A 24,347-nucleotide genomic window follows, 5' to 3' on the forward strand; every position below is an offset into this window, starting at 1 on the left:
CGGGGAATCCTGTAGCTAAGCGGCGCGACACTGAACAACGAAAAGGGGATTGGCAATGGTCGATGTGACGGTGCGGGGCGCAGGAATATTTGGCCTCTCCATCGCCTGGACCTGCGCACGGCGCGGCGCGAAGGTTCAGATCGTCGACCCATTTGGTCCGGGCGCGGGGTCCAGTGGAGGGCTTGTTGGCGCGCTGGCCCCACATGTGCCCGAAAACTGGAACACCAAAAAGGCGTTCCAGTTTGAAAGTTTAATCATGGCTGAACCGTTCTGGAAACAGGTCGAGGCCACCGGTGGTGTGTCGCCCGGCTACGCACGTCTTGGGCGTCTGCAACCCATACCAGACGCACGCGGTTTGGAGCTGGCCCAAGCGCGTGAACAAACAGCTGCAACACTCTGGCAGGGTCAGGCTAATTGGCGCGTCCGGTTTATAGATCAGATTGGTGCCTGGTGCCCACCCAGCCCGACGGGATATGTCGTCCACGATACGCTAAGCGCGCGCATGCACCCAAGGCGTGCCTGCGCAGCGCTGGTGGCTGCGCTTGCCGTAATGGGAGTAGAAGTTACCGCCGAAGCGCCCGACAAGGGACAAGTCGTACACGCCACTGGACTTGCGGGTCTGCAAGAGCTCAGCAAGGCGTTTGGCAAGACAATCGGTAACGGCGTGAAAGGACAGGCGGCGTTGCTGCGATTTGATGCGGGCGACGTACCACAGTTGTTTGCCGATGCTGTTCACATCGTGCCTCATGCCGATGGTACGTTGGCCATTGGCTCGACATCAGAACGCGAATACGACGATCCGACCAGCACAGATGCCGCTCTGGACGATGTACTGGACCGCGCCATGCGTGCCGTGCCGGTCCTGCACGGGGCGGAAGTGATCGAACGCTGGGCCGGTGTTCGCCCCCGCAGCAAAAGCCGCGCGCCGATGCTGGGCGCGCATCCCCTGCACAAAGGGCAGTTTATCGCCAATGGGGGATTCAAGATCGGTTTTGGTATGGCACCGAAGGTGGCCGAGGTCATGGCCGACTTGATGCTGGAAGGACGCGATAGAATCCCGCAGGATTTTCTGCCCGAAGCTTCACTCTGATTGCGGTATTGCCTTGGCTGACATGCATTGTCGGCCTCCGGGTCCACGCACCCAAAACTCCTGACCATCCCGACACAGGGTCGCCGTTTCGAAATGCATCAGCGGCGACGATGCGCGAAACGTAAACTCCGCCAGAGGCCCCATCAGATCGGTTGCGAACAACATGAGGAATTGGGCCAGCAGAGGCCCATGGACAACCAGCCCGGCATAGCCTTCCACGTCGCGTGCATAGTCAAGATCGTAATGGATCCGGTGACCGTTGAACGTCAGCGCCGAATAGCGGAACAACAGGGTTGTATCAAATTCAACAATGCGGTGATCCAACTCATCCGTTCGAGCCATCGGAACTTTTGGAGCCGGTGCGTCTGATGAGGGATCTTCACGATAAACCAGATCCTGCCATTCGGTCACGCTCAGCGCGCCCTTTTGCCAAATCTCGTGACGCAGTGTGACAAATGCCAACGGTCCGCTACGTCCTGTCTTTGCCACGGCGCTTTCTCTGACCGTCCGACGCTCGGCTGCGACCCCTGCCACAAAGGGCTGATGAAACTGCAGTCGCCCACCTGCCCACATGCGCCTTGGTAGTCCCATATCGGGGATCAGACCTTGGCCTACCCGCGGATGTCCATCACGCCCAAGATCGCTCGGCACATGCGGCGGCCAGAAATAGAGCTGATGAAAGAAGGGAGGTAGTACTGAGCCTGCCTCAATCGTCGGTTCCCGCCCCAATGCTACCTGCAGTGCAGCCGCTCGGGCAGGATCTACGACATCGGCCTGAGTCTCTATCTGGTCTTGATCCTTCATCCGCATAACCTAGAAGTTGCGGTACAGACCGGCAAGCAAAGAGGATTAAAACCCGGCCTCTGCCCGCAGCTTCTGCATCAGGTTATGCAGCGTATGCTCGTAGCGGTCGTTAGACAGCCGCCCGTCTGCATCAAATTCATTCGAGCTGTCCGCCAAGTGAAGCTCGGGACCTTGCAGAATGCGTGGCTGAAAGGGAACCATGAAGGACCGCAAGATCATTTGCGCCCGCTCCCCCCCGGCCCGGCCCGCAGCGGCGGACATGACGGCGAGCGGTTTATCCATCCAAGGCTTGCCCTTCGTCCGGCTGACCCAGTCCAGCGCGTTTTTTAGAACACCCGAAGGCCCTTTGTTGTATTCCGGGGTTGATATGATCACCGCGTGGGCCTGGGCAATCTGATCGGCCAAAACCTGCACGGCTTCAGGTATGCCTTCGCCAACTTCGAGATCGCCGTCATAAAGCGGCAGATTGAGATCAGCCTCAATGAACGTGCCGGGTTCGAACAGGCGTGCAGCTTCGCGCAGCAATTTACGGTTGGTCGCATCCTGCCGTAGCGAGCCGGAAAGGCCAAGAAGGATCGGTTGGGACATGGGGAAACTCCGCTTTGGTGTTTCCCCTTAGTTATCCCGAGACACCATCGAACCAAAGGCCCGATGACGCGCAGTCATTGTGCGCGAGACGCGTGATCAGGTGTTGTCGCTGGGAACTACCACAATCTCGACCCGCCGGTTCTGGGCTTTCCCCTCGGGTGTCAGGTTCGATGCGATCGGGTTGTTTTCACCTTGCCCGACAGTAGTGATACGGGCGTAGCTGACACCATTGGCCTGCAGAATATCAGCCACCGCATTGGCGCGGCGTTCAGACAGTCCGAGGTTGTAGGACGCCTCTCCGTCACTGTCAGTATGACCGATAATCTGGACATTCGAATTCGGGTAGTTAACCAAATTCTGCCCCACCTTCACCAAATCGGCACGCAAGGCCGGGCGCACGGTGGAACTGTCGGTGTCGAAGGTGATGTCATTCGGAACCGTGACGATTAAGCGATCACCCGCGTTGACGATCGTGATGCCGTCATTTGCCAACTGCTGCCGCAGCTCTGCAGCCTGCCGGTCAAGTTGGTTGCCGATCACGCCACCGCCTGCGGCACCGATGGCACCACCGGCCAACGCCCCCAACAGTGGATCAGAGTCATTGGCAATTGCGCCCACACCAGCGCCGATCAGACCACCCAGCAACGCGCCTTGCTTGGCATTCTGGTTGGGATCGTTCTGCACGCTGAGAGTGCCCGGGTCGGTACACGCCCCCAAAAACAGGGCTGAACACAGTCCAACCGTCAGTACACATTTGGAAATCGTCATTGAATCACCTTCTGCTCACGTACCCGTTCACCGGGTTTGTTTCGTTCCGCTTAGTATAACACAGTGAGAACAAAGACCCTCAAGCAACAATTGAGTGAAATCGGCGAATACCTGCCATTCAGGCGACCCCTTTGGAGCTATCCCAGCTGTTCTGCTCCTGCCAGATCGCGCGCAGAGGTTCCCCTTGCCCGCAGAAATGATCCTCGGTCAGTTCGCATGCCCAGATCCGATCTGTGCGGAAATGGCGAAACCCGTTTCGCAGCTCGCACCACGCGGCCAGCATGGTGCATTCAATATGGTAGATCAGGGCGACGGGCCGTATCGTGCGCTCGGTACGCTCATCTTCCGAATTCACGTAGGTGATGCGAATTTTACGTTCAGCCCGGATCGCTTCGCGATAGTTCACGACGGGCACACATCCCTTTTCCGGATCATCCATCGGTGCACCCCAGGGCGCAACCTGTAGCCAGTCGGCTGGCGCGCGCAGGGCCTCGATCTTCCGACAAACTCGGTCAGCGGCCTGTTGCAAGGTGCTGTCACCCGTGCGGGCCAGCATCGACAGGCCCACCCAGAGGGCCTCAACCTCTTCGGCGTCGAAATTGAGCGGAGGCAGATCATACCCGCGCCGCATCAGATAGCCAACACCCGCTTCGCCTTCGATTGGCGTACGCTGGGCCTGCAACGCGGCAATATCGCGGTAGACGGTGCGCACCGAAACCTCGAGCTTGGCGGCCAACGCATCGGCCGTCACGGGCGCTTCAGCAGCACGCAAGATCTGAATGATTTCGAACAGACGTGTCGATCGGCGCATCCGGGTCTCCTAAAGATCTGCTGACAACTTAGCACACCCCCCTGACAAGGTGGTGTCAGGAGTGTTGGGCGAAGATTGGGCAATTGCAACTCAGGAGAGTGACCATGCCCTACCTCGACAATCACGTCATGATGACCTTAAAACTGGATCGCTGGTCCCAAGATCACGTTTTGCGCGGATTCGAAATCGAACGTGAAATTGCTGCCGCACGGGAACGCCAAGTTATACGCCCGGTCAAACGCACCCGGCGGTTTTCGCTGGGAAACCTGAAGATGCTTTGGACCAGTAACGCCTAGAATCAGAATTTGGCTGGCGCGCGAAATTTCATCGACACCCCGCCTTCGGGATTTTTGAGGCGCAGTTCTTCCGAATGAAGCATCAACCGCGGGAAGTCGCGCGCCACGCCATCGGCATAAAACGGATCACCCAAGATAGGATGCCCCAGCGCCTGCATATGAACCCGCAACTGGTGCGATCGTCCGGTCTTGGGAGACAGGCGAACACGCGTTGTCTCGCCCTCGTATTTAACCACGCGCCAATCCGTAACAGCAGGCTTGCCGGTGTCGTGACAGACCATCTGACGGGGGCGATTGGGCCAATCGACGATCAGCGGCAGATCAACCGTTCCCGTTTTTGGTTCTACCCGCCCCCATACGCGCGCGACATAAGTTTTGCGGGTCTGGCGATTTTCGAACTGTAGCCCCAGATGCCGCTGGGCATGCGGCGTCTGTGCAAACACCATTACACCGGATGTATCCCGATCCAACCGATGCACCAGCAGCGCTTGTGGAAACGCAACTTGTACGCGGGTCAGCAGGCAATCAGCAAGATGCGCGCCCCGCCCCGGCACGGACAACAAACCCGCCGGCTTGTTCACCACGATCAATTGCGTGTCTTCAAACAGCACATCCAGAGGGGAGTTTGGGGGATCATAAGTTTCGCTCATGCGCGCTTGCCTATCTCAGGCGGCCCCCTCCCGCAACGTCGTCCTTGCGTGAGTGAAAAGGTTCAGCAACTCTTTGGTCAACAAGAGGGAAGACGGTATGCACCCGACGATCAAACGAATGCAAGAAGTGGTGGCCAAAGGCGATGAAGGCCTGATCCAAGAGTTGCTGGCCGAAGATGTGCGGTTTTCACCACCCACTTACTACAGCACCTGGACCGGGCGTGAACCTGTTGCAGCGGTTCTGGGTCATGTGGGTCAGGTGTTTTCCGAATTTCAGTATCGTCGGATCATGGGCGACGGCGACGATTGGGCATTGGAGTTTCAATGCAAAGTCGGTGCCTTGGACGCCGTGGGTGTAGACTTGATCACGCTGAACGCAGACGGACTTATTCAGGAATTTGAGGTCGTCATGCGTCCTTACAAGACCGTCGGAGCCTTGCGCGAAGCCATGATGGCACGAGTCATGAAAGATGCGCGCTTTCTAAAGTTCAAAGATGCGCTGAGCTAACGGTTCCTTTGCCTGTTGCCGCCGATCAGATTCTCAGAATTCCGCTTTTGCCTATTCTGGCCATTCAGGGGTTCGCGGTAAGACGCAATGCGCAATTTCTGCCAGAACCGACTGGTCCCCGCCAAGGGTGTGCAGGGCGCGGGCCCAGACTGCGCTTGTTGATCACCGGGGACAGCTCGGCCGCTGGCGTTGGGGCGGGCACACAAGGCCAGGCGCTATCCGGGCAACTGGTCGGCCGATTGGCAAAGCGTTATACCGTGGAATGGCGGCTTGAGGCGGCCACCGGGCATACCACTCAAAACACAATTGAGCAGCTGCAAGGGCTTTCCGAACAGTTTGATGTGGCCATAACGGCGCTGGGTGTGAACGACGTGACCCGAGCGGTAAGTAGACAGAGCTTTGAGGACCACCAAGCACGCCTATTGGACCTTCTGACCGGGCCGATGAAAGCCCGGCAGGTGATCGTGTCTGCGGTTCCTCAGATGGCGCGTTTTCCCGCTCTGCCTCAGCCTCTGGCCTGGTTTTTGGGGCAACAGGCTGCAAGGCTGGATCACGGCTTGCAGAAGGTGGCTGCAGCATATCCGCAAGTTTCACATCTGGCGCTGAACCTGCCCGATGACCCGGCGCTCGCCGCGCCGGACGGATATCATCCAAGTCCCAAGGCCTATGCAATCTGGGCGGAACAGCTTGCCCAGCTCATTCGCTAGGCCTGAGACCGTATTTGCCGGATCATCGGGATCGAATATACAATCAACCCGGCCCAGATCAGGGGGAACGCGATCAATCTTGCCTGATCAATACGCTCTCCGAACAACGTGATCGCGGTGATAAAAATCATCGTGGGCGCGATGTACTGCAGGATACCCATCGTCGACAGACGCACCAGTTTGGCCCCATTGGCATAAAGCAGCAACGGAATTGCAGTCACCAGCCCCGCGCCCGCAAGCAGCGCAGTGTCTGACACGGCTGCTCCAAAATGCCCGGCACCACTTGTTCCAAGCCAGGTGACGTAGGCCAGGGCGGGTATCAGTAGAATCAGGACTTCCAACAAAAACCCTTGGTTGGGCCCAATTGGGAGTGAGCGCTTGAAGAACGCATAAAACCCCCAACTGAACATCAGGCCCAAAGCCGCCCAGGGTAAGCTTCCCGCCTGAAACACCAGCACCAACACCCCCAAAGCGGCCAACCCGACCGCAACCAACTGTGTTCGGTTCAGAGGTTCGCGCAGCAATATCGCACCCAACGCAATGCTGAACAAAGGGTTGATGTAATAGCCCAAAGCCGCGTCCAGCGCATGCCCCGATGAAATCGCCCAGACATAAATCGCCCAGTTGACAGAGATCAACGCCGCTGTAATTGCCGCCATACCCAACATTTTGGGATTGCGAAGTGCAGTTTTCAGATCGCCGGTCCGCCCGAGCGCTATCAGCAGCAGCCCGGCCACCGGCACCGACCAGATCACCCGATGCGCGACAACTTCGATCGGGCCAATATGTTCCATCGCTTTCATGTAAAGCGGCAGAAAGCCCCAAAGCACATAGGCCATCACGGCCAGAACCAGCCCTTTGGGCGTATCGGTATTGTTTGGTGGTAGGCGGGTGTCTGCCACAGCGAGTCTCCGACTGATACCGTGTTTCTCTACGGCAAATCAGATGGGCTTGGGAACTATCAAAACTGTGAAGCAGGGCATCAAAGTTTCTGATAGGTCGCGCGTTCTGCAGCCAACCTACGTGCGAAGCGCTGTCTCACGCTCATGGATATTGTTGGCCAGATGAGCAGGTGATCCCTTGTTGATCTGGCCACAAATACTCTTGCGAGCGTCGCCTGGTACGGACGGTGGGGCAGAGCCTACCCCTGTCGATATTTTCTAGACTTTGACCCGCTCGGATTTCGCATCATACATCGGTTTCAACGACGCCTCTGCCTGGACTTTCACACCACAGACATCGATCTCATAGGTCGAGGCCAGCACGTCTGCAGGCTTTTCGCCCTCGCAGGGCACATAGCCCAGACCAATGGCACCACCCAGCGTGTGACCATAATTGCCCGAGCTAAGGTAACCTACATATTCACCATCGCGCACGATTGGTTCGTTGTGGAACAACAGTGGTTCGGGATCAGTCAGTCTAAACTGGACAAGCCGGTTCTTGGGCCCGCTTTCCTTGCGGGCCATCACCGCCTCACGACCGATGAAATCGCTGCCTTTGTGCACTTTGACGGCAAATCCCAATCCCGCGTCGACCACGTGATCCTCGCAGGTGATGTCATGACCGAAATGGCGAAAACCCTTCTCGATCCGGCAACTGTCCATCATGTGCATGCCGCAGAGTTTCAGGCCCATATCTTGTCCGGCTTCGTGCAACGCCTCAAAAACATGACCTGCCATGTCGGACGACACATAGATCTCCCACCCAAGCTCACCCACATAGGTTACCCTGTGGGCGCGAGCGAGACCCATACCGATCTCAATCTGTTGCGCCGTGCCAAAGGGGTTGGTCCTGTTCGAGAAATCAGCGGGCGAAACCTTTTCAAGCAATGCACGTGCATTCGGCCCCATGACGGCCAAAACGCCCTCGCCAGCGGTGACATCGGTGATAACCACATTGAAGCCGCCTGCATGACGCATCATCCAGGTCTGATCCGCCAATCGGGTCGCCGCGGGGGTGACGACCAGGTAGGCGGTCTCAGTCAACCGTGTGACCGTGACATCTGCTTCGATCCCACCGCTACGGTTTAGGAATTGGGTGTAGACGATCTTGCCATTGGGCACTGAATAATCGCCGCCGCCGATATAGTTCATGAATTTCTCGGCATCCGGCCCTTCGACGCGGATTTTGCCGAAGGACGACATGTCATACATGCCTACATTTTCGCGCACGGCACGGTGTTCGGCAGCCGAATTCTCGAACCAGTTCTGCCGTTTCCAGCTGTATTGATACTCCCGTTCCTGCCCTTCGTTGGCAAACCAATTGGCGCGCTCCCACCCAGCCAATTCGCCCATCACGGCACCCTGTTCGATCAGGTGATGGTGAAACGGTGTCCGGCGCACACCGCGCGCGGTGGCCTTTTGGCGATAGGGATAGTGGTCGGCATAAAGCAGGCCGAGCGTCTCTTTCGAACGTTCAAAGAGGTACTGCTTGTTGCCCTGAAACGGCTGCATGCGACTGATGTCAACATCGCCCAGATCGAACGGTTTCTCGCCCGAGTCCATCCACTCGGCCAGTGCCATACCGGCACCACCCGCCGACTGAATACCGATCGAGTTGAACCCTGCAGCGACCCAAACGTTATCCATCTCGGGGGCGAGTCCCAAGTGATAGGCATCATCCGGCGTAAAGGATTCGGGGCCGTTAAAGAAGGTGTGAATCCCCGCCTCGGCCAACATCGGCATCCGATTGCAGGCCGCTTCGAGTATTGGTTCAAAGTGATCGAAATCCTCTGGCAACTGGTCGAATTCGAAACTGTCGGGGATGCCGTTCATCGCCCAGGGTTTTGCATTTGGCTCAAACGCGCCCAGCAGGATTTTTCCGGCATCCTCTTTGTAGTAGGCACATTCATCCGGTACGCGCAGCACCGGCAGTTGGGTCAGCCCGTCGATCCCTTCGGTCACGATATAGAAATGTTCGCAGGCGTGAAGCGGCACGTTCACACCTGCCATCTTACCAACCTCGTGGCCCCACATGCCCGCACAGTTCACCACCATGTCGCATTCGATATGGCCCGAGGCACTGCCATCGTCCGCAATCCAGTCCACGCCGGTCACCTGACGGCCCTGCTTGACGACATCGGTGACTTTCACACGTTCCTTGACGATGCCACCGCGTTGGCGCGCACCTTTGGCCAAAGCCAGTGCAATGTTTGCCGGATCACCCTGCCCATCCAAAGGCAAATAAACCGCCCCCTTGACCCCTTCGAGGTTGAGATGGGGATACAGCTCTTGCACACGATCATTGCCGATCTCTTCGACCTCAACCCCGAAAGCACGTGCCATGGCGGCCTGACGATAGATCTCTTCCTTGCGCTCTTCAGTCAGCGCCACCGTGATCGATCCGCAACGCTTGAACCCTGTGGCAACGCCAGTTTCTTCCTCAAGTGCGCCATATAGTTCCTGACTGTACTTAGCCAGCTTGGTCATGTTTGCGGTCGCGCGCAGCTGCGCAATCAGACCTGCAGCATGCCATGTGGTGCCGCTGGTCAGTTGCTTGCGCTCAAGCAGCACAACATCGGTCCACCCTTTCTTGGTAAGGTGATACGCGACCGAGCATCCGATGACGCCGCCGCCGATGATGACCACACGGGCCTTGGTGGGAAGATCAACCATCCTGATGTCTCCGCTGTCTCAGGTTTTTTGCAAAATGCCATGAAGGATCGACAAAAAAAGCGTCAAAAACGTCATCTCAATCGCGAAAATCACCTATATTCTGCACGTCTTTTTTGACGTCTCAGAACAAACGGAGTGACGCCAAAGACGCTTTTGTAAACGGATGAGAATCCGTTTGGAAAGCCGCACACCAAGCCGATTTCCCGCACGCTCATCGTTGTGTTCAAAAGCAGGTTGTTGGCTTTGGCCAAGCGCATTTCTCGGTAGAATCCGTTTGGAGTGGTTGCGAAAGTTGCCTTGAACTTGCGCTCAAGCGATCTGTTCGACACGTGTAACATGTCAACGATCTGATTTATCGGTAACGGTTCTTCGATATTCGCCTGCATCAGCTTGATACATTGATCCAGCTTTGCGTCACCTGTGGCTGTATTCCGAGCGCCCGAAAACGGCTGCATGGATGAGAAATCGCGGATGTTCTCGTGCAGCATGATATCCGCAACTGTCATCTTGGCGGCACCCGAAATGTGCCGCCCAATCACCGCCAGTGCCACATCCGTCGTTGCCTCCATTCCCGCGCAGGTGACCACTGAACCCTGTTCGGTCGCAATTGAAAGCTTGGCCTCAAACCGCGCGCCACGTTCGCGCAAGAAAGAAGCGTTTTCCCAATGGGTTGCCATATGGTCAGCGCCGTTTTCGTCGATGTACCTGCTTGCCGCTTCGGCCAGCAAAAAGACCTGGGCTCCCCGGTACGTATAGTCGGGCACGACGCGACCTAAAGAAAGCTCTGGCTGATCCGGATCCGAGTTTCCGATCACAAACAGATAATCCGCATCGGGCTGCGCAGGTATGGTTTCGGTCGACACCGTCGCGCAACTGCTGCTTTCAACAGGTCCCCCCTTTCGGGACCGGTATGTGAATGTGAACGGAGGATGCGCGCATACCCGGTTGGCCAGGCGCAACACATCGACCAACGAGGCCAATTCAAGCAACACGAAACCGGGTGCAACCAGAATATCGAAATGCTGCTGATCCCGTTCTTTTCGCCGTTCAGATTTGTTGCGGATCGACATGAGGCACACTCAAACAATTGTGTGCCCAGCCGCACGTAAACTGTCGGCAAGTGTTTCGATATGATCTGGCCCAACTTCGCAGCAACCGCCAACAATCGTCGCGCCCTGCGCCACCCAGCCCATGGCATGCTGCGCATAGGCGTCAGGGTCTAGGTCATGACGGCTTTCCAGAGAGTCAACCGTCGGGGCATCCTTCAAAAAACCGTCTTTGATACCAGTAAAGCCATTAGCATAAGCGCCGAACGGGCGACCCAGCTTTGCGATGATCTCCAGTGCAGCCGGAATCGCTTCCGGGCGCGCGCAGTTGATCAAAACGGCCTCGGGGGCGTAACGCGCAACAAGCGGGGCGATGTCCTCCAGCGCTTCGCCTGACCGCAATCGCGTGCCGTCATCATCCATAACCGACATTGCCAGCCAGACGGGTTTGCCGCAATTCTCGGTACCGCGAAGCGCACCTTCGGCTTCCAGAACCGAGGACACGGTTTCGATCAGGAATAGATCAACCCGGTCTGCCATCAGTTGAGCCAGCTCGGCAAATTTTTCAGCCGCATCGTCTGGGTCGGGATTCAGATCGGGCCGGTAGCTGGCCAAAAGCGGACCAAGCGCACCAGCGATACGACCGTCAGTTCCCGCGCAAGCCTGCTCGGCCCGCGAAAGAGCAGCCTCGATCAGAAGTGGCATCTGGTCTTCGATCCCCTCACGCACCAGCCGCGAGCGGTGAATGGCATAGGTATTCGTGGTGGCAATCGTCGCGCCACTGCGGAAATAGGCCGCGTGAACTTCGGTCAGCAAGTCAGGTTTGTCGATCATCACCCGCGTTGACCACAAAGGCGTGGGCTGGTCACCGCTGCGTTTCACCAGTTCCTGCCCGATCGAACCATCTAAAAGCGTAATATCAGCCATCTACCCCCCTTTCACGGTATTAATACCAGTTTCCCGGGCAAGGTCTTGGACATAAAATCCTCTTGCGCCTGAACAATGTCACGCAACGGGTAGGTTTTTGAGACCAAAGGCCTGATCCGACCTGCATTCATCAGCACAACAAGTCGGCCAAAGACTTCGGGAGGCTGATGGGTGCAGCCATGGATTGTGATGTCGCGCAGATAGATGTCTCGCAAATCGGCGCTGACGATGGGGCCAGCGATTGCACCTGACACCGCATAGTGCCCGCCGGGTTTCAGCGCCAGTATGAGATCGGGCCAAGCCGAGCCGCCCACCACATCGATGACGACATCGAACATATCCTTCGGCAGCTGCACATCCCGGTCAAAGGTTGCCGACGCCCCCTGCGCTTTGACCACATCCGCCTTGGCAGCACTTGTCACCCCCCAGACCGTCGCTCCTCGTAGCGCCGCGAGCTGGACCGCGGCGAGGCCCACACCGCCTGAAGCCCCTGTAATCAGCACTGTGTGGCCTGCCGATACACCAGCGCGAGTCAGCAGGTTTTCTGCGGTCCCAAACGCGCAGGGAATAGCGGCGATTTCCACGTCTGATAGGGGCGAGGCGGTCACATCATAGAGATCATTGCTCTCGACCAGACAGTATTGGGCAAACGCTCCGTCGATTTCTGAACCAAGTGCAATAAAACCATGCGGTCTACCTGGCCCCGGGCGTGGCAAGTTGATAGGACAAGTCACGCGTTGTCCGGGCTTGAACGCCGCCCCCGGTCCAGCCTCTTCGACAATCCCACACAGATCACCGCCTTGGATGCGGGGAAAGTGCAGCGCACCTCCCCACCCGCCGGCCTCAACATTCTGATCTACCGCATCCGTCGCTTCTGTAACATCCGACGAGTACCAGCCGATCCGCGTGTTGATGTCGGTGTTGTTCACCCCGGCAGCGGCGACGCGCACCAGAACCTGCCCTGGACCGGGGGTCGGAACGGGGACGCCTTCCCGCCATTCCAACACCTCAGGACCTCCATGGCCAGTCAGATATACGCCTTCCATCTGCCGGGTCATATCAGCGCCTTTCTATCGTAGGGGTCAGGCCCTCAACCGTTCATTTGCAGGATCCCAGAGCGGCTGATCCTCCTGAACAACAGCACGACATTTCTGACCGTAGATTTCAACCTCTAGCTCAGTTCCCGGGACAGCCAAATCTGCGCGCACCATGCCCAGCGCGACCGAGGCACCAATGCGATACCCCCACGCACCCGATGTGGTTTCACCCACGATCTCATCACCGCTCCAGATGCAGGACATGTAAGGCGCATCGACCTCACCTGCGTCCACGATCAGAGTGACAAAGGACTTTTTAACGCCTTGCTGTTTTTCGTTCTGAATGGCTGCTTTGCCAACAAAATCCTGCGGTTTATCGAGCTTGACAAAGCGCCCCAAACCACCTTCCAGCAGAGAGTAATCCGTGCTTAGGTCGCCTTTCCACGCGCGATAGCCTTTCTCGATCCGCAGCGAATTCAACGCATACATGCCAAAGGGTTTCGCTCCAGCGGCCAGCACAGCTTCGTAGATGGCGGGCATCGCATCATTTTCAGCATGGATTTCCCAACCCAACTCACCCGCGAAAGATACACGGATCAAGAAGGCATCCTGCCCGGCCACTTTGGCGAATTGGTGGGTCAGCCACCCTCGCTGCAAATCTGCATCGGTGATGCCGGACAATACGTTCCGCGTCATCGGTCCTGTCACGATCAGTGTGTCGCGCTCGGTTGTGGTTTCCCGAACGGTCACACCTTCGGGCACCGAATTGCGGATCAAATCACCATCGTGCCATTGTGCCGTGGCAGCGGTGATTAGGACGAAATTGTTCTCAGCCAGACGGATACAGGACAGCTCGGTCAGAATGCGCCCTCTTTCATCCGAGACATAGATCAGATTCATGCGCCCTGCTTTAGGGATACCTCCGGTACAGAAGCCACGCAGCCAGTCATCCGCCCCCTCGCCTTGTATCCAGAACCGCGAGAAGCCCGGCAGATCCAGCACCCCGCAGTGATCGCGCACGGCTTCGCATTCTTCTTTGACCCGTTGCTCCCAGGGGCCCGAACGTCCCCAGGTATGGGTGGCTTCCAGTGACGTGTCATCGCCGGTTTGCGCAAACCAGTTTGCGCGTTCCCAGCCGTTGTACGCGCCCATGACACCGCCCAATTCCTTGACCTTGGCGTGCACAGGCGAGACCTTCTTGTCGCGTGCGGCAGGCCATTCGTGATGTGGGAAATGCATGGCGTATTCGTTGCCGTAAACTTCCATCCCTTTCTGATTGCAATAATCCTGATCGGTGTAGTCGGTGTAACGACGCGGATCGACGGCCCACATATCCCATTCGGTGTGACCATCGACGATCCATTCGGCCAGAACTTTGCCTGCACCACCACCTTGGGCGATACCGAAAGTGAAAGTATGAGCCTCGAACGCGTTTGTCACACCCGGCATCGGGCCAATCAACGGCAGACCATCTGGCGCATAGGGGATCGGGCCATTGATGACGCGACCAACACCCGAGGTTGCCATCAGCGGAACCCGTTCCATCGCATCGGTGACGATATCCTCGATCCGGTCCAGATCATCGTTCCACAGTTGGAAGCTGAAATCCTCGGGCATCGGGTCATCCTCGGTCATCCAGTGGCCCTTGCAATTAGGCTCATAAGGGCCGAGGTTGAAGCCATTCTTCTCTTGCCGCAGGTAGTACGAGATATCGACATCTCGCAGCAGCGGTAGCTTCTTGCCACCGTTTTCTTTCGACCACGCTTCGATTTCAGGAACTTCGTCGGTCAACAGATACTGATGGCTCATGACCATTGCCGGGACGGTTCGGCCGCCAAAGGGTTTGAACCATTCCCCTACGCGCTGCGCATAGTAACCGGCGGCGTTCACCACATAATCGCAGGCAATATCACCCTTTTCGGTATGCACGGTCCATGTGCCGTCGTCCTGCTGTGTCACACCGGTTGCCGGGCAGAATCGGATGATCTTTTGCCCCATATCCCGCGCTCCCTTGGCCAGAGCCTGAGTCAGCTGCGCCGGGTCAATGTCACCATCGGTCGGGTCATACAGAACGCCTTCAAGATCATGAGTCTCCAGGAAAGGATAGCGTTCCTTGGCCTCTTCCGGAGTCCACTTCTCCATCGGGATGCCTTGATAGCGGCCCATGGACATGGCCCGTTCGAATTCCTGCATCCGCTCCTTGCTGTGCGCCAGACGAATTGACCCAGAAACGTGGTAGTTCATCGGATAGTCGACCTCGTCCGCGAGGCGCGAATACAGTTCGGTCGAATAGCGCTGCATGTTCATGATCGCCCACGAGGTCGAAAAAGTCGGAACGTTACCCGCCGCGTGCCATGTCGAGCCTGCGGTCAGTTCGTTCTTTTCCAGCAGAACACAATCCGTCCAGCCCTTCTTGGCCAGATGATACAGCGATGAACAGCCCACAACGCCGCCGCCGATGATGACCACACGGGCCTTGGTTGGAAAATCACTCATGTGTTTGGTTCCCTATTAGTGTGCCCGCTGGGGCAGGTCGTCTTTGATGTCATAGTAATCGCCCTTGTCTGCCACAAAGATGTGCTGGGCGAGTTTCAACCCGGTCGGCTCATCCAATGAGCCCACGGAAATTGCGATCGTGTCCTCGTCATTGTGCTGCCAGAAGAGGAACGAGCCACAAGCGCGGCAAAATCCGCGCTTGGCAATGGCAGAGGCGCGATACCAGCCCAGCGTTTCGCTGGTGGTAAAGCTGAGATTGTCCTGATGCGTAACGGTCGAGGCCCACAGATGACCCGACTGTTTGCGACACTGCCCGCAATGGCAGGCATTTGGTGGCGTGAGGTCTCCGTCAACAACAAAAGCGACCGCGCCGCACAGACATGATCCGGCATGCATATCCTTACCCCCTCGCTGTCGGCGTCGAACTGGCACCCAGCAAAACGCCATAAATGATGAAAAAGGTCGCCATCACGCGGCGTACCCAGATATTGAACACCGCCCCCAACGCAGCCTTGCCCATCAGCGCCCCCAGCGAGGTGAACCCGGTATAGCTGAGCGTCGTGATGACCAGTGCCGTCGGCATGATCACCGCCATCTGCTGCCAGATGGGTACATTCGGCTGCACAAATTGCGAAAACGCCGCAAGGTATCCGGCGACGCTTTTGGGGTTGATCGTGGCAACAGCCAACGCGTGAAAGTAAACATGCCGCGCCGGACGCTCTGACGCCGGAGCGGGTTTCGCTGCGTTCATCCAACCGCGAATGCCCATCCAGATCAGAAACCCGGCCCCGATCAGCTTGGCGACAAAGAAACCTGTTGGCGACGCGGCAATCAACGCAGTGATCCCCACTGCCGAGAGGATCAGGAACGCACTTGCCTGCGTTAGAATAGCCAGTACACCCAGCATAGCTTTTGGGAATGGCAGGCTCATCCCATTTGAGATGCAATTGACCGCATTCGGCCCCGGGGTGGTCACGAACACCACCCAGAACAAAGCGAATATGGTCCAGGCCTCGAAACTCATCAGTACACCGGTGGGGCGATAACCCAGATGGCCACAGCGGGCTCATCAAAGGGGTTGGACCAAGTGTAGGGCTCGTGCTTGATCCGGAAGCTATCGCCGGGGCCGACCTGAAAGCTGCGCGAGCCGATCGTCAGTTCCAGACGGCCTGAAACCATATAGCCGACTTCCTGCGTCGGCCGGTTTGCCGGGGTCTGCATCTGCGAATGCGGCTCAAAGGTCGAATGCACCATCTCGAAATCGTCGGTCAGGTCAGGCGAAAGCAGTTCTTCGATCAACCCTTCTTCGCCAGAGCCCATCGGGCGACGGGACCCTGCCCGCACAATATACCCTTGCTCATCCACCGGCGCAGCGGAATGGGCAAACAGCATCGACATCGGCACACCCAGACATTCGGCAATCTGGCGTAGATCCGAAATCGACGGCTCGGACATGTCACGCTCGACTTGGCTGAGCCAGCCAACGGACCGATCCAATCGGTTGGCGATCTCGGTCAGAGTCAGCCCGCGCGCCTTGCGCAGTGCGCGCAGATCGGCACCGAGGGATGCGCTATGAGGGGCTTGCGAATTCAAGTTGCGCTCCGAGTCTGCGTGAAATTTTCTGTTACTTTTTCACGGTGCCTCGAATCGGTGAAATTTCCAAGCATTTTTTCACTTGGGTCTGCAAATTTAGTTGGCTATGCACGGTCCATGTGGATTGCCGTAATCTATCTTTGGGCCATTAATACCCTGACTTTGATGGCGTTTGGCTGGGATAAGCTGCGCGCGCGCCGTAGAAGGCGACGCATCCCCGAGCGGCGCTTGTTATGGTTGGCGGCACTAGGTGGCAGCTTGGCCGCGCTACTGGGGCGCTGGATCTTCGGGCACAAGACCCGCAAGCGCGGTTTCTCGGCTTGGCTATACACGATCACAGCGTTTCAGGCCGGGCTTTGCTATCTGATTATGTCCCGAGATCTTGGCGCATTTTTGCGATAGCTCGGAACCCTCTAACGCGCAAATACATCCGTTAGAATAGCACCAAGTGCGGTCGCATCATCTTTGGTAAACGCGTCGGGCTGGTCGCTGTCGATATCAAAGACAGCGATCACGTTACCATTCGCATCCCGCACCGGTAGAACCAACTCGGACCGGGTGGATGACGCACAAGCGATATGGCCGGGGAAAGCATCTACATCCGAAACCAATTGCACTTGCCCTGTACGGGCAGCCGCACCACACACACCGCGTTCAAAAGGGATTACTAGGCAGCCATGCCCCCCCTGATAAGGCCCGATCTTTAGCACTTCGGGCTCAGTTACGCGGTAAAATCCCGTCCAGTCGAATCGGTCGTCCGAGTGATGCACTTCGCATGCCACCGTAGCCATCAGTGCAACCTCGTCGGTTTCACTGTCGGTCAAGGCGGCTATGGTTTTGGCGAGTGTGTCGTAGTCGGCTTTCATGTCGGTAGACCTTGCATCCGGGGAACTGCGGGCGCTGCCGCCAATTCCCCGGAGTATTTGCAAAAAGACAAAGCGTCAAACGCGTTCTATTGCGATGGCCGTCCCTTCTCCGCCGCCGATGCAGATTGCCGCGACACCGCGCTTGAGGTTCCGCTTTTCTAACGCATTCAGCAGCGTGACCATGATCCGGGCCCCAGAAGCGCCAATCGGATGGCCAAGCGCACATGCGCCGCCATTCACGTTCACGATCTCACGCGACAAGCCCATTTCGTGCATGAAAGCCATCGGTACCACGGCGAAGGCTTCGTTAACCTCCCACAGATCGACATCATCTTTTTTCCAACCGATACGGTCCAACAATTTCTGCGCCGCCGGAACCGGAGCAGTTGTGAACAACCCCGGTGCCTGCGCGTGACTGGCGTGGCCAAGAATTCGTGCGCGCACGGTCAGGCCCTGCTGTTCTGCTGCCTTTGCCGAGGCAAGCACAAGGGCGGCTGCGCCATCCGAGATCGAAGAAGAATTGGCTGCCGTAACCGTTCCATCCTTGCGAAAGGCTGGTTTCAGAGTGGGTATCTTCTCGGGCCGCGCCGATTTTGGTTGCTCATCCGCTTCCAGCACAACCTCGCCTTTACGAGTCTGAATCTTGACCTGTGTAATTTCCTGGTCGAACGCATTATTTTCCTGCGCGGACAGCGCGTTCGAAAGCGATCGCAGGGCGTATTCGTCCTGCGCCTCGCGCGTGAACTGATAGGATTCGGCACAGTCCTCGGCAAACGTGCCCATAAGCCGACCTTTGTCATAGGCGTCTTCGAGCCCGTCCAGAAACATGTGATCGACGACCTGCCCATGTCCGATCCGGGCGCCACCGCGCATCTTGGGCAGCAGATAGGGCGCGTTAGTCATGCTCTCCATCCCGCCAGCGACCATGGTCTGAGTATGGCCCAAAGCGATCTGATCAAACGCGATCATTGCGGCCTTCATGCCTGAACCGCACATTTTGTTGAGCGTTGTGGCAGGTACATCTTCTCCCAGACCGGCGGCAAACCCAGCCTGACGCGCCGGGGCCTGTCCCTGGCCGGCAGGCAGGACGCAGCCCATCAGCACCTCATCCACGGCCCGAATGCCTGCACCCTCCAGCGCTGCGCGGATAGCAGCACCGCCGAGATCAGCAGCGGCGACGCCGTCAAACATGCCCTGAAATCCGCCCATTGGTGTACGCGCGGCACCTGCTATCACAACCTCGTTCATCCGAAATCTCCTTGAACTTTCCAGCCTATGGATACCGAATGGTAAGAATTACCGTCTAGCGTATTTCTACCATCATTTTGCATTGCCAAAGGCGGACGAACATGGGGCTCAGCAGCGAGATCACCGGCGAGACACAGATAATATCCGTTCATTGTGATCGAATTGATGCCGCGATGGCAATTCAATTCAAGGAAGATATGCGCGCGGAAACCCAAACCCATGCCAAACGGGTGGTGTTGGATTTGTCTTCTGTCGAATTCATCGACTCCAGCGGTCTGGGCGCCATTGTCGCCTCGATGAAACAATTGGAAAAAGGGCGCAGATTGGATCTGGCCGGCTTGCGCCCGATCGTTGAAAAAGTGTTCCGCCTGACCCGCATGGACACCGTGTTCAGACTGTTCAAATCGCTGGATGAGGCGATCGGCGCTGGTGCAGACTGACGATCGGCAGAGGTGAAACAGCGTGTGCTCGAATTGCAAACAAAACTGCCTGGAGGTGAGCTTTCCCGCGACACAAGTGCAGGCCAGCGCAGGGATCGCGGCGTTAAGCGCACGGCTGGCGGCGCAGGGATTGCCGGAAAGCAAAGCAGATGACGTAAGAATCGCGCTGACGGAAGCGATCAACAACGTGGTCGAACATGCCTATGCCGGGGTGGCCGCCGCTGACGTTCAAATCGATTGCTCATTATGTGCAAAGAAGCTGGTGATTCAGATCACCGATACCGGCGACCCGATGCCTGAATTGCGGATACCGAGCGGCACTCCACCATCTGTCGACACTGCTTTGCAGGACCTGCCCGAGGGCGGCTTTGGCTGGCACCTGATTCATCAACTTGCCAGCGACATACAATATGAACGCAAAAGCGGCGGGAACCTGCTCTGCTTGCGGTTCGACTTTGACGAGATGCCCTAGCAGGCATCAAATGGCCACAATAAGGCCTAGATCGAACCATTGTCGCGCCGCAAACAAAGGTCATAAGTAAGGGGTAGCTCAGATAGCTTCCCTCGGCGCCTAGCGTCACAGCCCCCACCCAGTGAGCGGCGCCGAGGACCTCCTTCCTCTGATAGCATTGGACAATTCCCAGCTGCGGCTTAGTGTCTGCGTGTTTGCAGAAGGAAAGACCCATGCGCGATTTTCACAAGACAGGCCGTTCTGAAGTTTTGGCAACCGAAGGGATGTGCGCAACGTCCCATCCGTTGGCCGCCAAAATCGCGCTGGATATTCTGCAGCAGGGCGGCAATGCCATGGACGCAGCCATTGCAGGCGCGGTGCTTCTGGGAATTTGCGAGCCGCAAATGACCGGCTTGGGCGGAGATTGCTTTGTTCTGTACAATCGCGCAGGCGAGCAGACTGTTCGCGCACTAAACGGTTCGGGTCGGGCCGCGGCAACAGCGGATGCACAGGCATTGCGGGATCGCGGTTTAAATTCGGTTCCCGAGACCAGCCCGGATGCCGTGACAATTCCCGGAGCGGTTGAGGCATTCTGCCGTCTAGCAAAAACCGAAGGTCGGCTGGGCCTGGAAGCAATTCTGCAACCCGCAATCCATTATGCCGAGTCAGGTGTTCCGGTGGCTCCACGCGTTGCCTTTGATTGGATGAACAGCGCGTCCACCCTGCAAGGCGCGGCACGTGATCATTATCTGATTGACGGCAAACCCTTGCAAACCGGGCAGGTTTTTCGCGCCCCCGGTCAGGCAGAAGTTCTTCGGCGCATTGCCCAACACGGTCAAAAGGCATTTTATTCTGGTGAGATTGCCGATGACATGCTTGCGGCCCTGTCCGATCTGGGTGGAGTACAGACTGCGCAGGATTTCGCGGCCGTGCAAAGCGATGAAACTGTGCCCGTCAGCGGAGATTATGGCGGTGTCGAACTGGTAGAGCACCCACCGAATGGTCAGGGCGCGACGGCAATCCTGTTGCTGAATATCTTGAAGCACTTCGATCTGGCCGCAATGGACCCTTGGGGGGCTGAACGCGTACATATCGAAGCCGAGGCCAGCAAACTGGCCTACGACGCACGCAATCGTTTCATCGCCGATCCCGACCACAGCACGCGGATGGCTCATTTTCTTGCACCTGAGACAGCCGCCCAACTTGCCGCGCTGATCAATCCGAAACGCGCCATGGCTGCCGCCGCTCCCTTGACCGAGTCTGTTCACAAAGACACCGTCTATATCACCGTGGTTGACCGGGATCGCATGGCCGTTTCACTTATTTATTCGATCTACCACGGGTTCGGGTCGGGCATCGCTTCGGAAAAGTTCGGCATTTTGCTGCAGAATCGGGGTGCTGGTTTCAACCTCGAACCCGGTCATCCAAATGAGCTTGCCGGTGGAAAGCGACCAATGCACACAATCATACCGGGAATGTTGCGCGCCCAAGGCCGCATCGCGATGCCCTTTGGCGTCATGGGAGGTGCCTATCAACCAACCGGACACGCTCGGCTAGTGTCAAATCTCACGGATTTCGACATAGAGCTGCAGGAAGCCATCGATGCGCCTCGGGCATTTGCAGATGGGGGTGTTCTGAAAATTGAGCGAGGCTATTCCGATGCCGTTCTGCAACAATTATCCGATATGGGGCACACTGTCCAAATACCGGAAACGTCTCTGGGTGGTGCGCAAGCCATTCGAATCTGTTCAAACGGAGTTCTGGAAGGTGCTAGCGATCCCCGTAAAGATGGTTGCGCATTAGGCTACTGACACACGCCATTATGACGGACATATTCAGTTCAACTGAAAGTGCAGCGGATAAGATCCATCCTGAAACGGGCCGAACATGTTGGGGATATCGGGATGGTCTACCGGCTCACCCGATTGGTCCTCAACCAGATTTTGTTCTGAAACATAAGCGACATAGAAGGATTGATCATTCTCAGCCAGCAAATGATAGAACGGCTGATCCTTCAGCGGGCGACTGTCTTCAGGAATGGCCTGATACCATTCTTCCGAGTTCGAGAATTCCGGATCGACATCAAAAATAACCCCTCGAAAAGGGTGTCTACGGTGTCGAACCACCTGTCCCAGGCGGTACTTGGCTTGTGTCTTTAGCATTGTTTCGGCCCCCAAAGCATTTAGTACATCTTTTCGGGCAGAAAAGCCAACCAATGCGCTGAAATTCGGGGAAACAGTCTGTGAACCTACTCCTAACAGTGTTCGAAATCGTTGCCCCGGTGTTCCTTCTGGCCGGGATCGGGTTTGCGTGGGTCAAGCTCGGCTTCGAGTATCGGCTGCAATTTGTCACGCGGTTTGCGGTGACGCTTGCAGTGCCCAGCCTGATCTTCGTAGCTTTGATGCAAACCGACATTCCTGGCGGTGAATTGACCGTTTTCACGCTCGCTGCGATTGCATCACATGTTGCTTTGGCGGTGGTTTTCTGGGTCTTTGTACGTGCCTCAGGGCTTGAGCAGCGGACCTATCTGTCACCTCTTATCTTCGGTAACACTGGGAATCTGGGCCTGCCTTTGTGCATCTTTGCCTTTGGGCAGGCTGGGTTGGGTTTCGCGGTGATCTTTTTGGCCGTAACCGCTCTGTTTTCTTTTACCTACGGTATCTATCTGGTCGCGGGACGCGGCGCCTTTGGCAAGGTTCTGCGCGAGCCGATGGTCTGGGCCACGCTGCTGGGGGCATTGTTTCTGTGGCGTGGATGGCAGACGCCACTGTTTCTAACCAACACGCTGGAACTGTTGGGCCAGATGGCGGTGCCTATGATGCTGATCACCCTTGGGGTCGCGATTGCACGCCTGACAACACAGAAGCTGCAACAGGCTATATGGTTGTCCTTGCTGAAACTCGCGGTGTGCTTCGGGTTGGGCTGGGTTCTTGCCATCAGTTTTGAACTGGGCCCTGTGGCTTTCGGAGTTTTAGTCTTGCAGATGTGTACCCCAGTCGCTGTCACCTCATACCTGCTGGCAGAGCGGTTTGAGGCGGATTCAGATGCGGTTGCGGGCATGGTCATGGTCTCGACCGTGCTATCGGTTGCCGCACTGCCTATAATTCTCGCTATTATTCTGTAACGATTGTGATTTCCTCAGAGCTCAATCTGCGCTAGAATAAAGAAAAAAGGCACGAGGCACATGAGCAGAATTCTTTTCGTACTCTTCGGGGTGCTGCTTTTGGCATCCTGTGGTGGCGGGTCCAAACAGCCACCGAGCAGACTGAATGACGCGTGCAGCATTGCGCGCGAAAAACCCGATTATATCAAGGCCTTCAAAAACACCGAGCGCAAATGGGGTGTCCCTGTTCACGTTCAGATGGCCACGATTTACCAAGAAAGCCGTTATCGCGCAGATGCGCGCACACCGCACAAATACGTGCTGGGCGTCATCCCGATGGGTCGCCAAAGCAGTGCTTACGGCTATGGTCAGGCACTTGATGGCACGTGGGAGCAGTATCAACGCGAAACCGGCAAACGCCGCGCCAAGCGTGATCGCATCCGTGATGCGTCGGATTTCATTGGCTGGTACATGAACAAAAGCTATGAGCGGAACGGGATTCATCCCACCGACGCGCGTAACCAATACCTGGCCTATCACGAAGGGCAAACCGGCTACGCGCGCGGCAGCTACAACAGCAAATCTTGGCTGTTGAACGTTGCGAACGATGTAGACGCCCGAGCGCAACTGTATCAGGCGCAGCTGGCGAACTGCCGTTACTAAACAAACCCTGTCAGGTCAGCGATCGTCTGACCTGATACGGGTTTTGCTTGAAAACACGCTAGAATCGAGATTTCCGCCTTCAGTCAACGGCCCCAGCAGTACGGTCGTTTGACTTCCAGCGTTATCGTGGATCACCCATTTGCGCAGCTCAACCGGATTGGATGTGAACATTAACTCGATCCGCCCGCTTTCCGGATTCTTGGGGTCCTGAGCCGTCACAACCGTGGCGGTACCGTCAAAATCGTGCCCAACAACCATATTGGCTTGCCCCAGATTGACATTCCGCGCCAACACCAGTGACAGCGGTGTGCGTTTCAGCGGGTACTGTTCGGGCGGCTGATTGGATTTCGGGTCAAAGATCTGCACCGTCCCTGACCGCGCCAAAACTACCGCGCTGTTGGGCGGATCATATTCGAACCGCATTTTTCCGGGCCTCTCGAGCCACAGCTTACCGGTGCTAAGCGATCCGTCATCATTCACCTGCGTGAATGTGGTCTGAACCGTCTTCATCTGGTTCAGGTAGTTAGAGATTTGCGACAGTGGCAGCTTTTCAGCCGCCCACGCGGCGGGCGCAGCCAGTGTCAGAGCAAGGGCAAAAGCAATCTGTTTCATAGGACCCAGATAGGCGTTCTGCCCTTGTT

Annotated in this window: 28 protein-coding genes; 10 read left to right on the top strand and 18 right to left on the bottom strand. The window is 56.9% G+C overall.

All coding sequences use genetic code 11. The features are described 5' to 3' along the window. Nucleotides 1-55: 55 nt before the first annotated feature. Nucleotides 56-1,090, top strand: coding sequence for an NAD(P)/FAD-dependent oxidoreductase (locus ACR0L9_RS08595; protein ID WP_170406605.1), 1,035 nt, complete (start codon nt 56-58; stop codon nt 1,088-1,090). Here ACR0L9_RS08595 and ACR0L9_RS08600 read toward each other — a convergent pair. From ACR0L9_RS08600 to ACR0L9_RS08615, 4 genes are all read right to left on the bottom strand, one after another. Next, complete coding sequence (locus ACR0L9_RS08600; RefSeq protein WP_480895421.1) at nt 1,082-1,894, bottom strand: HTD2 family dehydratase; 813 nt, start codon at nt 1,892-1,894, stop codon at nt 1,082-1,084. The genes ACR0L9_RS08595 and ACR0L9_RS08600 overlap by 9 nt on opposite strands. 45 nt (nt 1,895-1,939) lie before the next feature. After that, on the bottom strand, nt 1,940-2,482 hold the full coding sequence (locus ACR0L9_RS08605) for an NAD(P)H-dependent oxidoreductase (RefSeq protein WP_170646722.1): 543 nt from the start codon (nt 2,480-2,482) through the stop codon (nt 1,940-1,942). 96 nt (nt 2,483-2,578) lie between these two features. Further along, nucleotides 2,579-3,250: a YiaD family glycine zipper/OmpA-like lipoprotein gene (locus ACR0L9_RS08610; RefSeq protein WP_170398755.1), complete on the bottom strand. Its 672-nt coding sequence runs from the start codon at nt 3,248-3,250 to the stop codon at nt 2,579-2,581. A 118-nt stretch (nt 3,251-3,368) separates the two neighbouring features. Continuing rightward, nucleotides 3,369-4,061, bottom strand: coding sequence for a helix-turn-helix transcriptional regulator (locus ACR0L9_RS08615; protein WP_170406614.1), 693 nt, complete (start codon nt 4,059-4,061; stop codon nt 3,369-3,371). Nucleotides 4,062-4,165: 104 nt separating this feature from the next. Between ACR0L9_RS08615 and ACR0L9_RS08620 the strand changes: the two genes are divergently transcribed. After that, nucleotides 4,166-4,357 carry a hypothetical protein gene (locus tag ACR0L9_RS08620; protein WP_170398761.1) on the top strand — a complete coding sequence of 64 codons (192 nt, stop codon included), beginning with the start codon at nt 4,166-4,168 and terminating at the stop codon, nt 4,355-4,357. Between the two features lie 2 nt (nt 4,358-4,359). Here the strand turns inward: ACR0L9_RS08620 and ACR0L9_RS08625 are convergent, their stop codons facing one another. Then, complete coding sequence (locus ACR0L9_RS08625; protein ID WP_480895422.1) at nt 4,360-5,007, bottom strand: RluA family pseudouridine synthase; 648 nt, start codon at nt 5,005-5,007, stop codon at nt 4,360-4,362. Between the two features lie 97 nt (nt 5,008-5,104). On the opposite strand from ACR0L9_RS08625, the gene ACR0L9_RS08630 reads away from it, so the two are divergent. Further along, nucleotides 5,105-5,515 carry a nuclear transport factor 2 family protein gene (locus ACR0L9_RS08630; protein ID WP_170398766.1) on the top strand — a complete coding sequence of 137 codons (411 nt, stop codon included), beginning with the start codon at nt 5,105-5,107 and terminating at the stop codon, nt 5,513-5,515. A 155-nt stretch (nt 5,516-5,670) separates the two neighbouring features. Then, a complete protein-coding gene (locus tag ACR0L9_RS08635; protein WP_480895423.1) occupies nt 5,671-6,222 on the top strand; it encodes an SGNH/GDSL hydrolase family protein in 552 nt (183 codons plus the stop codon). On the opposite strand, the gene rarD is transcribed toward ACR0L9_RS08635, so the two are convergent. The 9 genes from rarD to ACR0L9_RS08680 form a co-directional block, all read right to left on the bottom strand. Then, complete coding sequence (rarD, locus tag ACR0L9_RS08640) at nt 6,219-7,124, bottom strand: EamA family transporter RarD (RefSeq protein ID WP_480895424.1); 906 nt, start codon at nt 7,122-7,124, stop codon at nt 6,219-6,221. The two genes, ACR0L9_RS08635 and rarD, sit on opposite strands and share 4 nt — an antisense overlap. Nucleotides 7,125-7,382: 258 nt before the next feature. After that, entirely contained in the window at nt 7,383-9,836 is a 2,454-nt protein-coding gene (locus ACR0L9_RS08645) for a GcvT family protein (protein WP_480895425.1), read from the bottom strand. Between the two features lie 89 nt (nt 9,837-9,925). Continuing rightward, complete coding sequence (locus ACR0L9_RS08650; RefSeq protein ID WP_480895426.1) at nt 9,926-10,906, bottom strand: GlxA family transcriptional regulator; 981 nt, start codon at nt 10,904-10,906, stop codon at nt 9,926-9,928. A 9-nt stretch (nt 10,907-10,915) separates the two neighbouring features. Beyond that, the gene (locus tag ACR0L9_RS08655) at nt 10,916-11,809 is read right to left on the bottom strand and encodes a homocysteine S-methyltransferase family protein (RefSeq protein WP_170514791.1); all 894 of its coding nucleotides are present in this window, start codon (nt 11,807-11,809) and stop codon (nt 10,916-10,918) included. A gap of 11 nt (nt 11,810-11,820) precedes the next feature. Next, the gene (locus ACR0L9_RS08660; RefSeq protein ID WP_480895427.1) at nt 11,821-12,867 is read right to left on the bottom strand and encodes an alcohol dehydrogenase family protein; all 1,047 of its coding nucleotides are present in this window, start codon (nt 12,865-12,867) and stop codon (nt 11,821-11,823) included. A 24-nt stretch (nt 12,868-12,891) separates the two neighbouring features. Next, complete coding sequence (locus tag ACR0L9_RS08665; protein ID WP_480895428.1) at nt 12,892-15,342, bottom strand: GcvT family protein; 2,451 nt, start codon at nt 15,340-15,342, stop codon at nt 12,892-12,894. A 15-nt stretch (nt 15,343-15,357) separates the two neighbouring features. Beyond that, complete coding sequence (locus ACR0L9_RS08670; protein WP_480895429.1) at nt 15,358-15,738, bottom strand: GFA family protein; 381 nt, start codon at nt 15,736-15,738, stop codon at nt 15,358-15,360. 4 nt (nt 15,739-15,742) lie between these two features. Beyond that, complete coding sequence (locus tag ACR0L9_RS08675) at nt 15,743-16,366, bottom strand: LysE family translocator (protein WP_480895430.1); 624 nt, start codon at nt 16,364-16,366, stop codon at nt 15,743-15,745. After that, nucleotides 16,366-16,935: an XRE family transcriptional regulator gene (locus tag ACR0L9_RS08680; RefSeq protein WP_170425828.1), complete on the bottom strand. Its 570-nt coding sequence runs from the start codon at nt 16,933-16,935 to the stop codon at nt 16,366-16,368. The genes ACR0L9_RS08675 and ACR0L9_RS08680 overlap by 1 nt, the downstream gene beginning before the upstream one ends. A gap of 117 nt (nt 16,936-17,052) precedes the next feature. Here ACR0L9_RS08680 and ACR0L9_RS08685 point away from each other — a divergent pair, with 117 nt between their 5' ends. Beyond that, entirely contained in the window at nt 17,053-17,337 is a 285-nt protein-coding gene (locus ACR0L9_RS08685; RefSeq protein WP_170398800.1) for a DUF1294 domain-containing protein, read from the top strand. A gap of 11 nt (nt 17,338-17,348) precedes the next feature. Here ACR0L9_RS08685 and ACR0L9_RS08690 read toward each other — a convergent pair whose 3' ends face one another. Beyond that, a complete protein-coding gene (locus ACR0L9_RS08690) occupies nt 17,349-17,801 on the bottom strand; it encodes a GAF domain-containing protein (protein ID WP_480895431.1) in 453 nt (150 codons plus the stop codon). A 75-nt stretch (nt 17,802-17,876) separates the two neighbouring features. Next, complete coding sequence (locus ACR0L9_RS08695) at nt 17,877-19,049, bottom strand: thiolase family protein (protein ID WP_480895432.1); 1,173 nt, start codon at nt 19,047-19,049, stop codon at nt 17,877-17,879. Nucleotides 19,050-19,150: 101 nt separating this feature from the next. Here ACR0L9_RS08695 and ACR0L9_RS08700 point away from each other — a divergent pair, with 101 nt between their 5' ends. The 3 genes from ACR0L9_RS08700 (at nt 19,151) to ggt (ending at nt 21,751) form a co-directional block, all read left to right on the top strand. Beyond that, nucleotides 19,151-19,489: an STAS domain-containing protein gene (locus tag ACR0L9_RS08700; RefSeq protein ID WP_170398809.1), complete on the top strand. Its 339-nt coding sequence runs from the start codon at nt 19,151-19,153 to the stop codon at nt 19,487-19,489. 55 nt (nt 19,490-19,544) lie between these two features. After that, nucleotides 19,545-19,961, top strand: coding sequence for an ATP-binding protein (locus tag ACR0L9_RS08705; protein WP_370644320.1), 417 nt, complete (start codon nt 19,545-19,547; stop codon nt 19,959-19,961). Nucleotides 19,962-20,173: 212 nt separating this feature from the next. Continuing rightward, nucleotides 20,174-21,751 carry a gamma-glutamyltransferase gene (gene ggt / locus ACR0L9_RS08710; RefSeq protein WP_480895433.1) on the top strand — a complete coding sequence of 526 codons (1,578 nt, stop codon included), beginning with the start codon at nt 20,174-20,176 and terminating at the stop codon, nt 21,749-21,751. 24 nt (nt 21,752-21,775) lie between these two features. Here ggt and hspQ read toward each other — a convergent pair whose 3' ends face one another. Further along, a complete protein-coding gene (hspQ, locus tag ACR0L9_RS08715; RefSeq protein WP_170398818.1) occupies nt 21,776-22,102 on the bottom strand; it encodes a heat shock protein HspQ in 327 nt (108 codons plus the stop codon). An 80-nt stretch (nt 22,103-22,182) separates the two neighbouring features. Between hspQ and ACR0L9_RS08720 the strand changes: the two genes are divergently transcribed. Both ACR0L9_RS08720 and ACR0L9_RS08725 read left to right on the top strand, forming a co-directional pair. After that, nucleotides 22,183-23,064 (top strand): AEC family transporter, encoded by an 882-nt coding sequence (locus tag ACR0L9_RS08720; protein WP_170611299.1) that lies wholly within the window; start codon nt 22,183-22,185, stop codon nt 23,062-23,064. A gap of 60 nt (nt 23,065-23,124) precedes the next feature. After that, nucleotides 23,125-23,706, top strand: a complete 582-nt coding sequence (locus ACR0L9_RS08725) for a transglycosylase SLT domain-containing protein (protein WP_480895434.1) — start codon at nt 23,125-23,127, stop codon at nt 23,704-23,706. A gap of 15 nt (nt 23,707-23,721) precedes the next feature. On the opposite strand, the gene ACR0L9_RS08730 is transcribed toward ACR0L9_RS08725, so the two are convergent. Continuing rightward, the gene (locus tag ACR0L9_RS08730) at nt 23,722-24,318 is read right to left on the bottom strand and encodes a LolA family protein (protein ID WP_170398828.1); all 597 of its coding nucleotides are present in this window, start codon (nt 24,316-24,318) and stop codon (nt 23,722-23,724) included. Nucleotides 24,319-24,347 lie beyond the last annotated feature (29 nt).

It is taken from the genome of Ruegeria sp. I3, assembly GCF_056532525.1.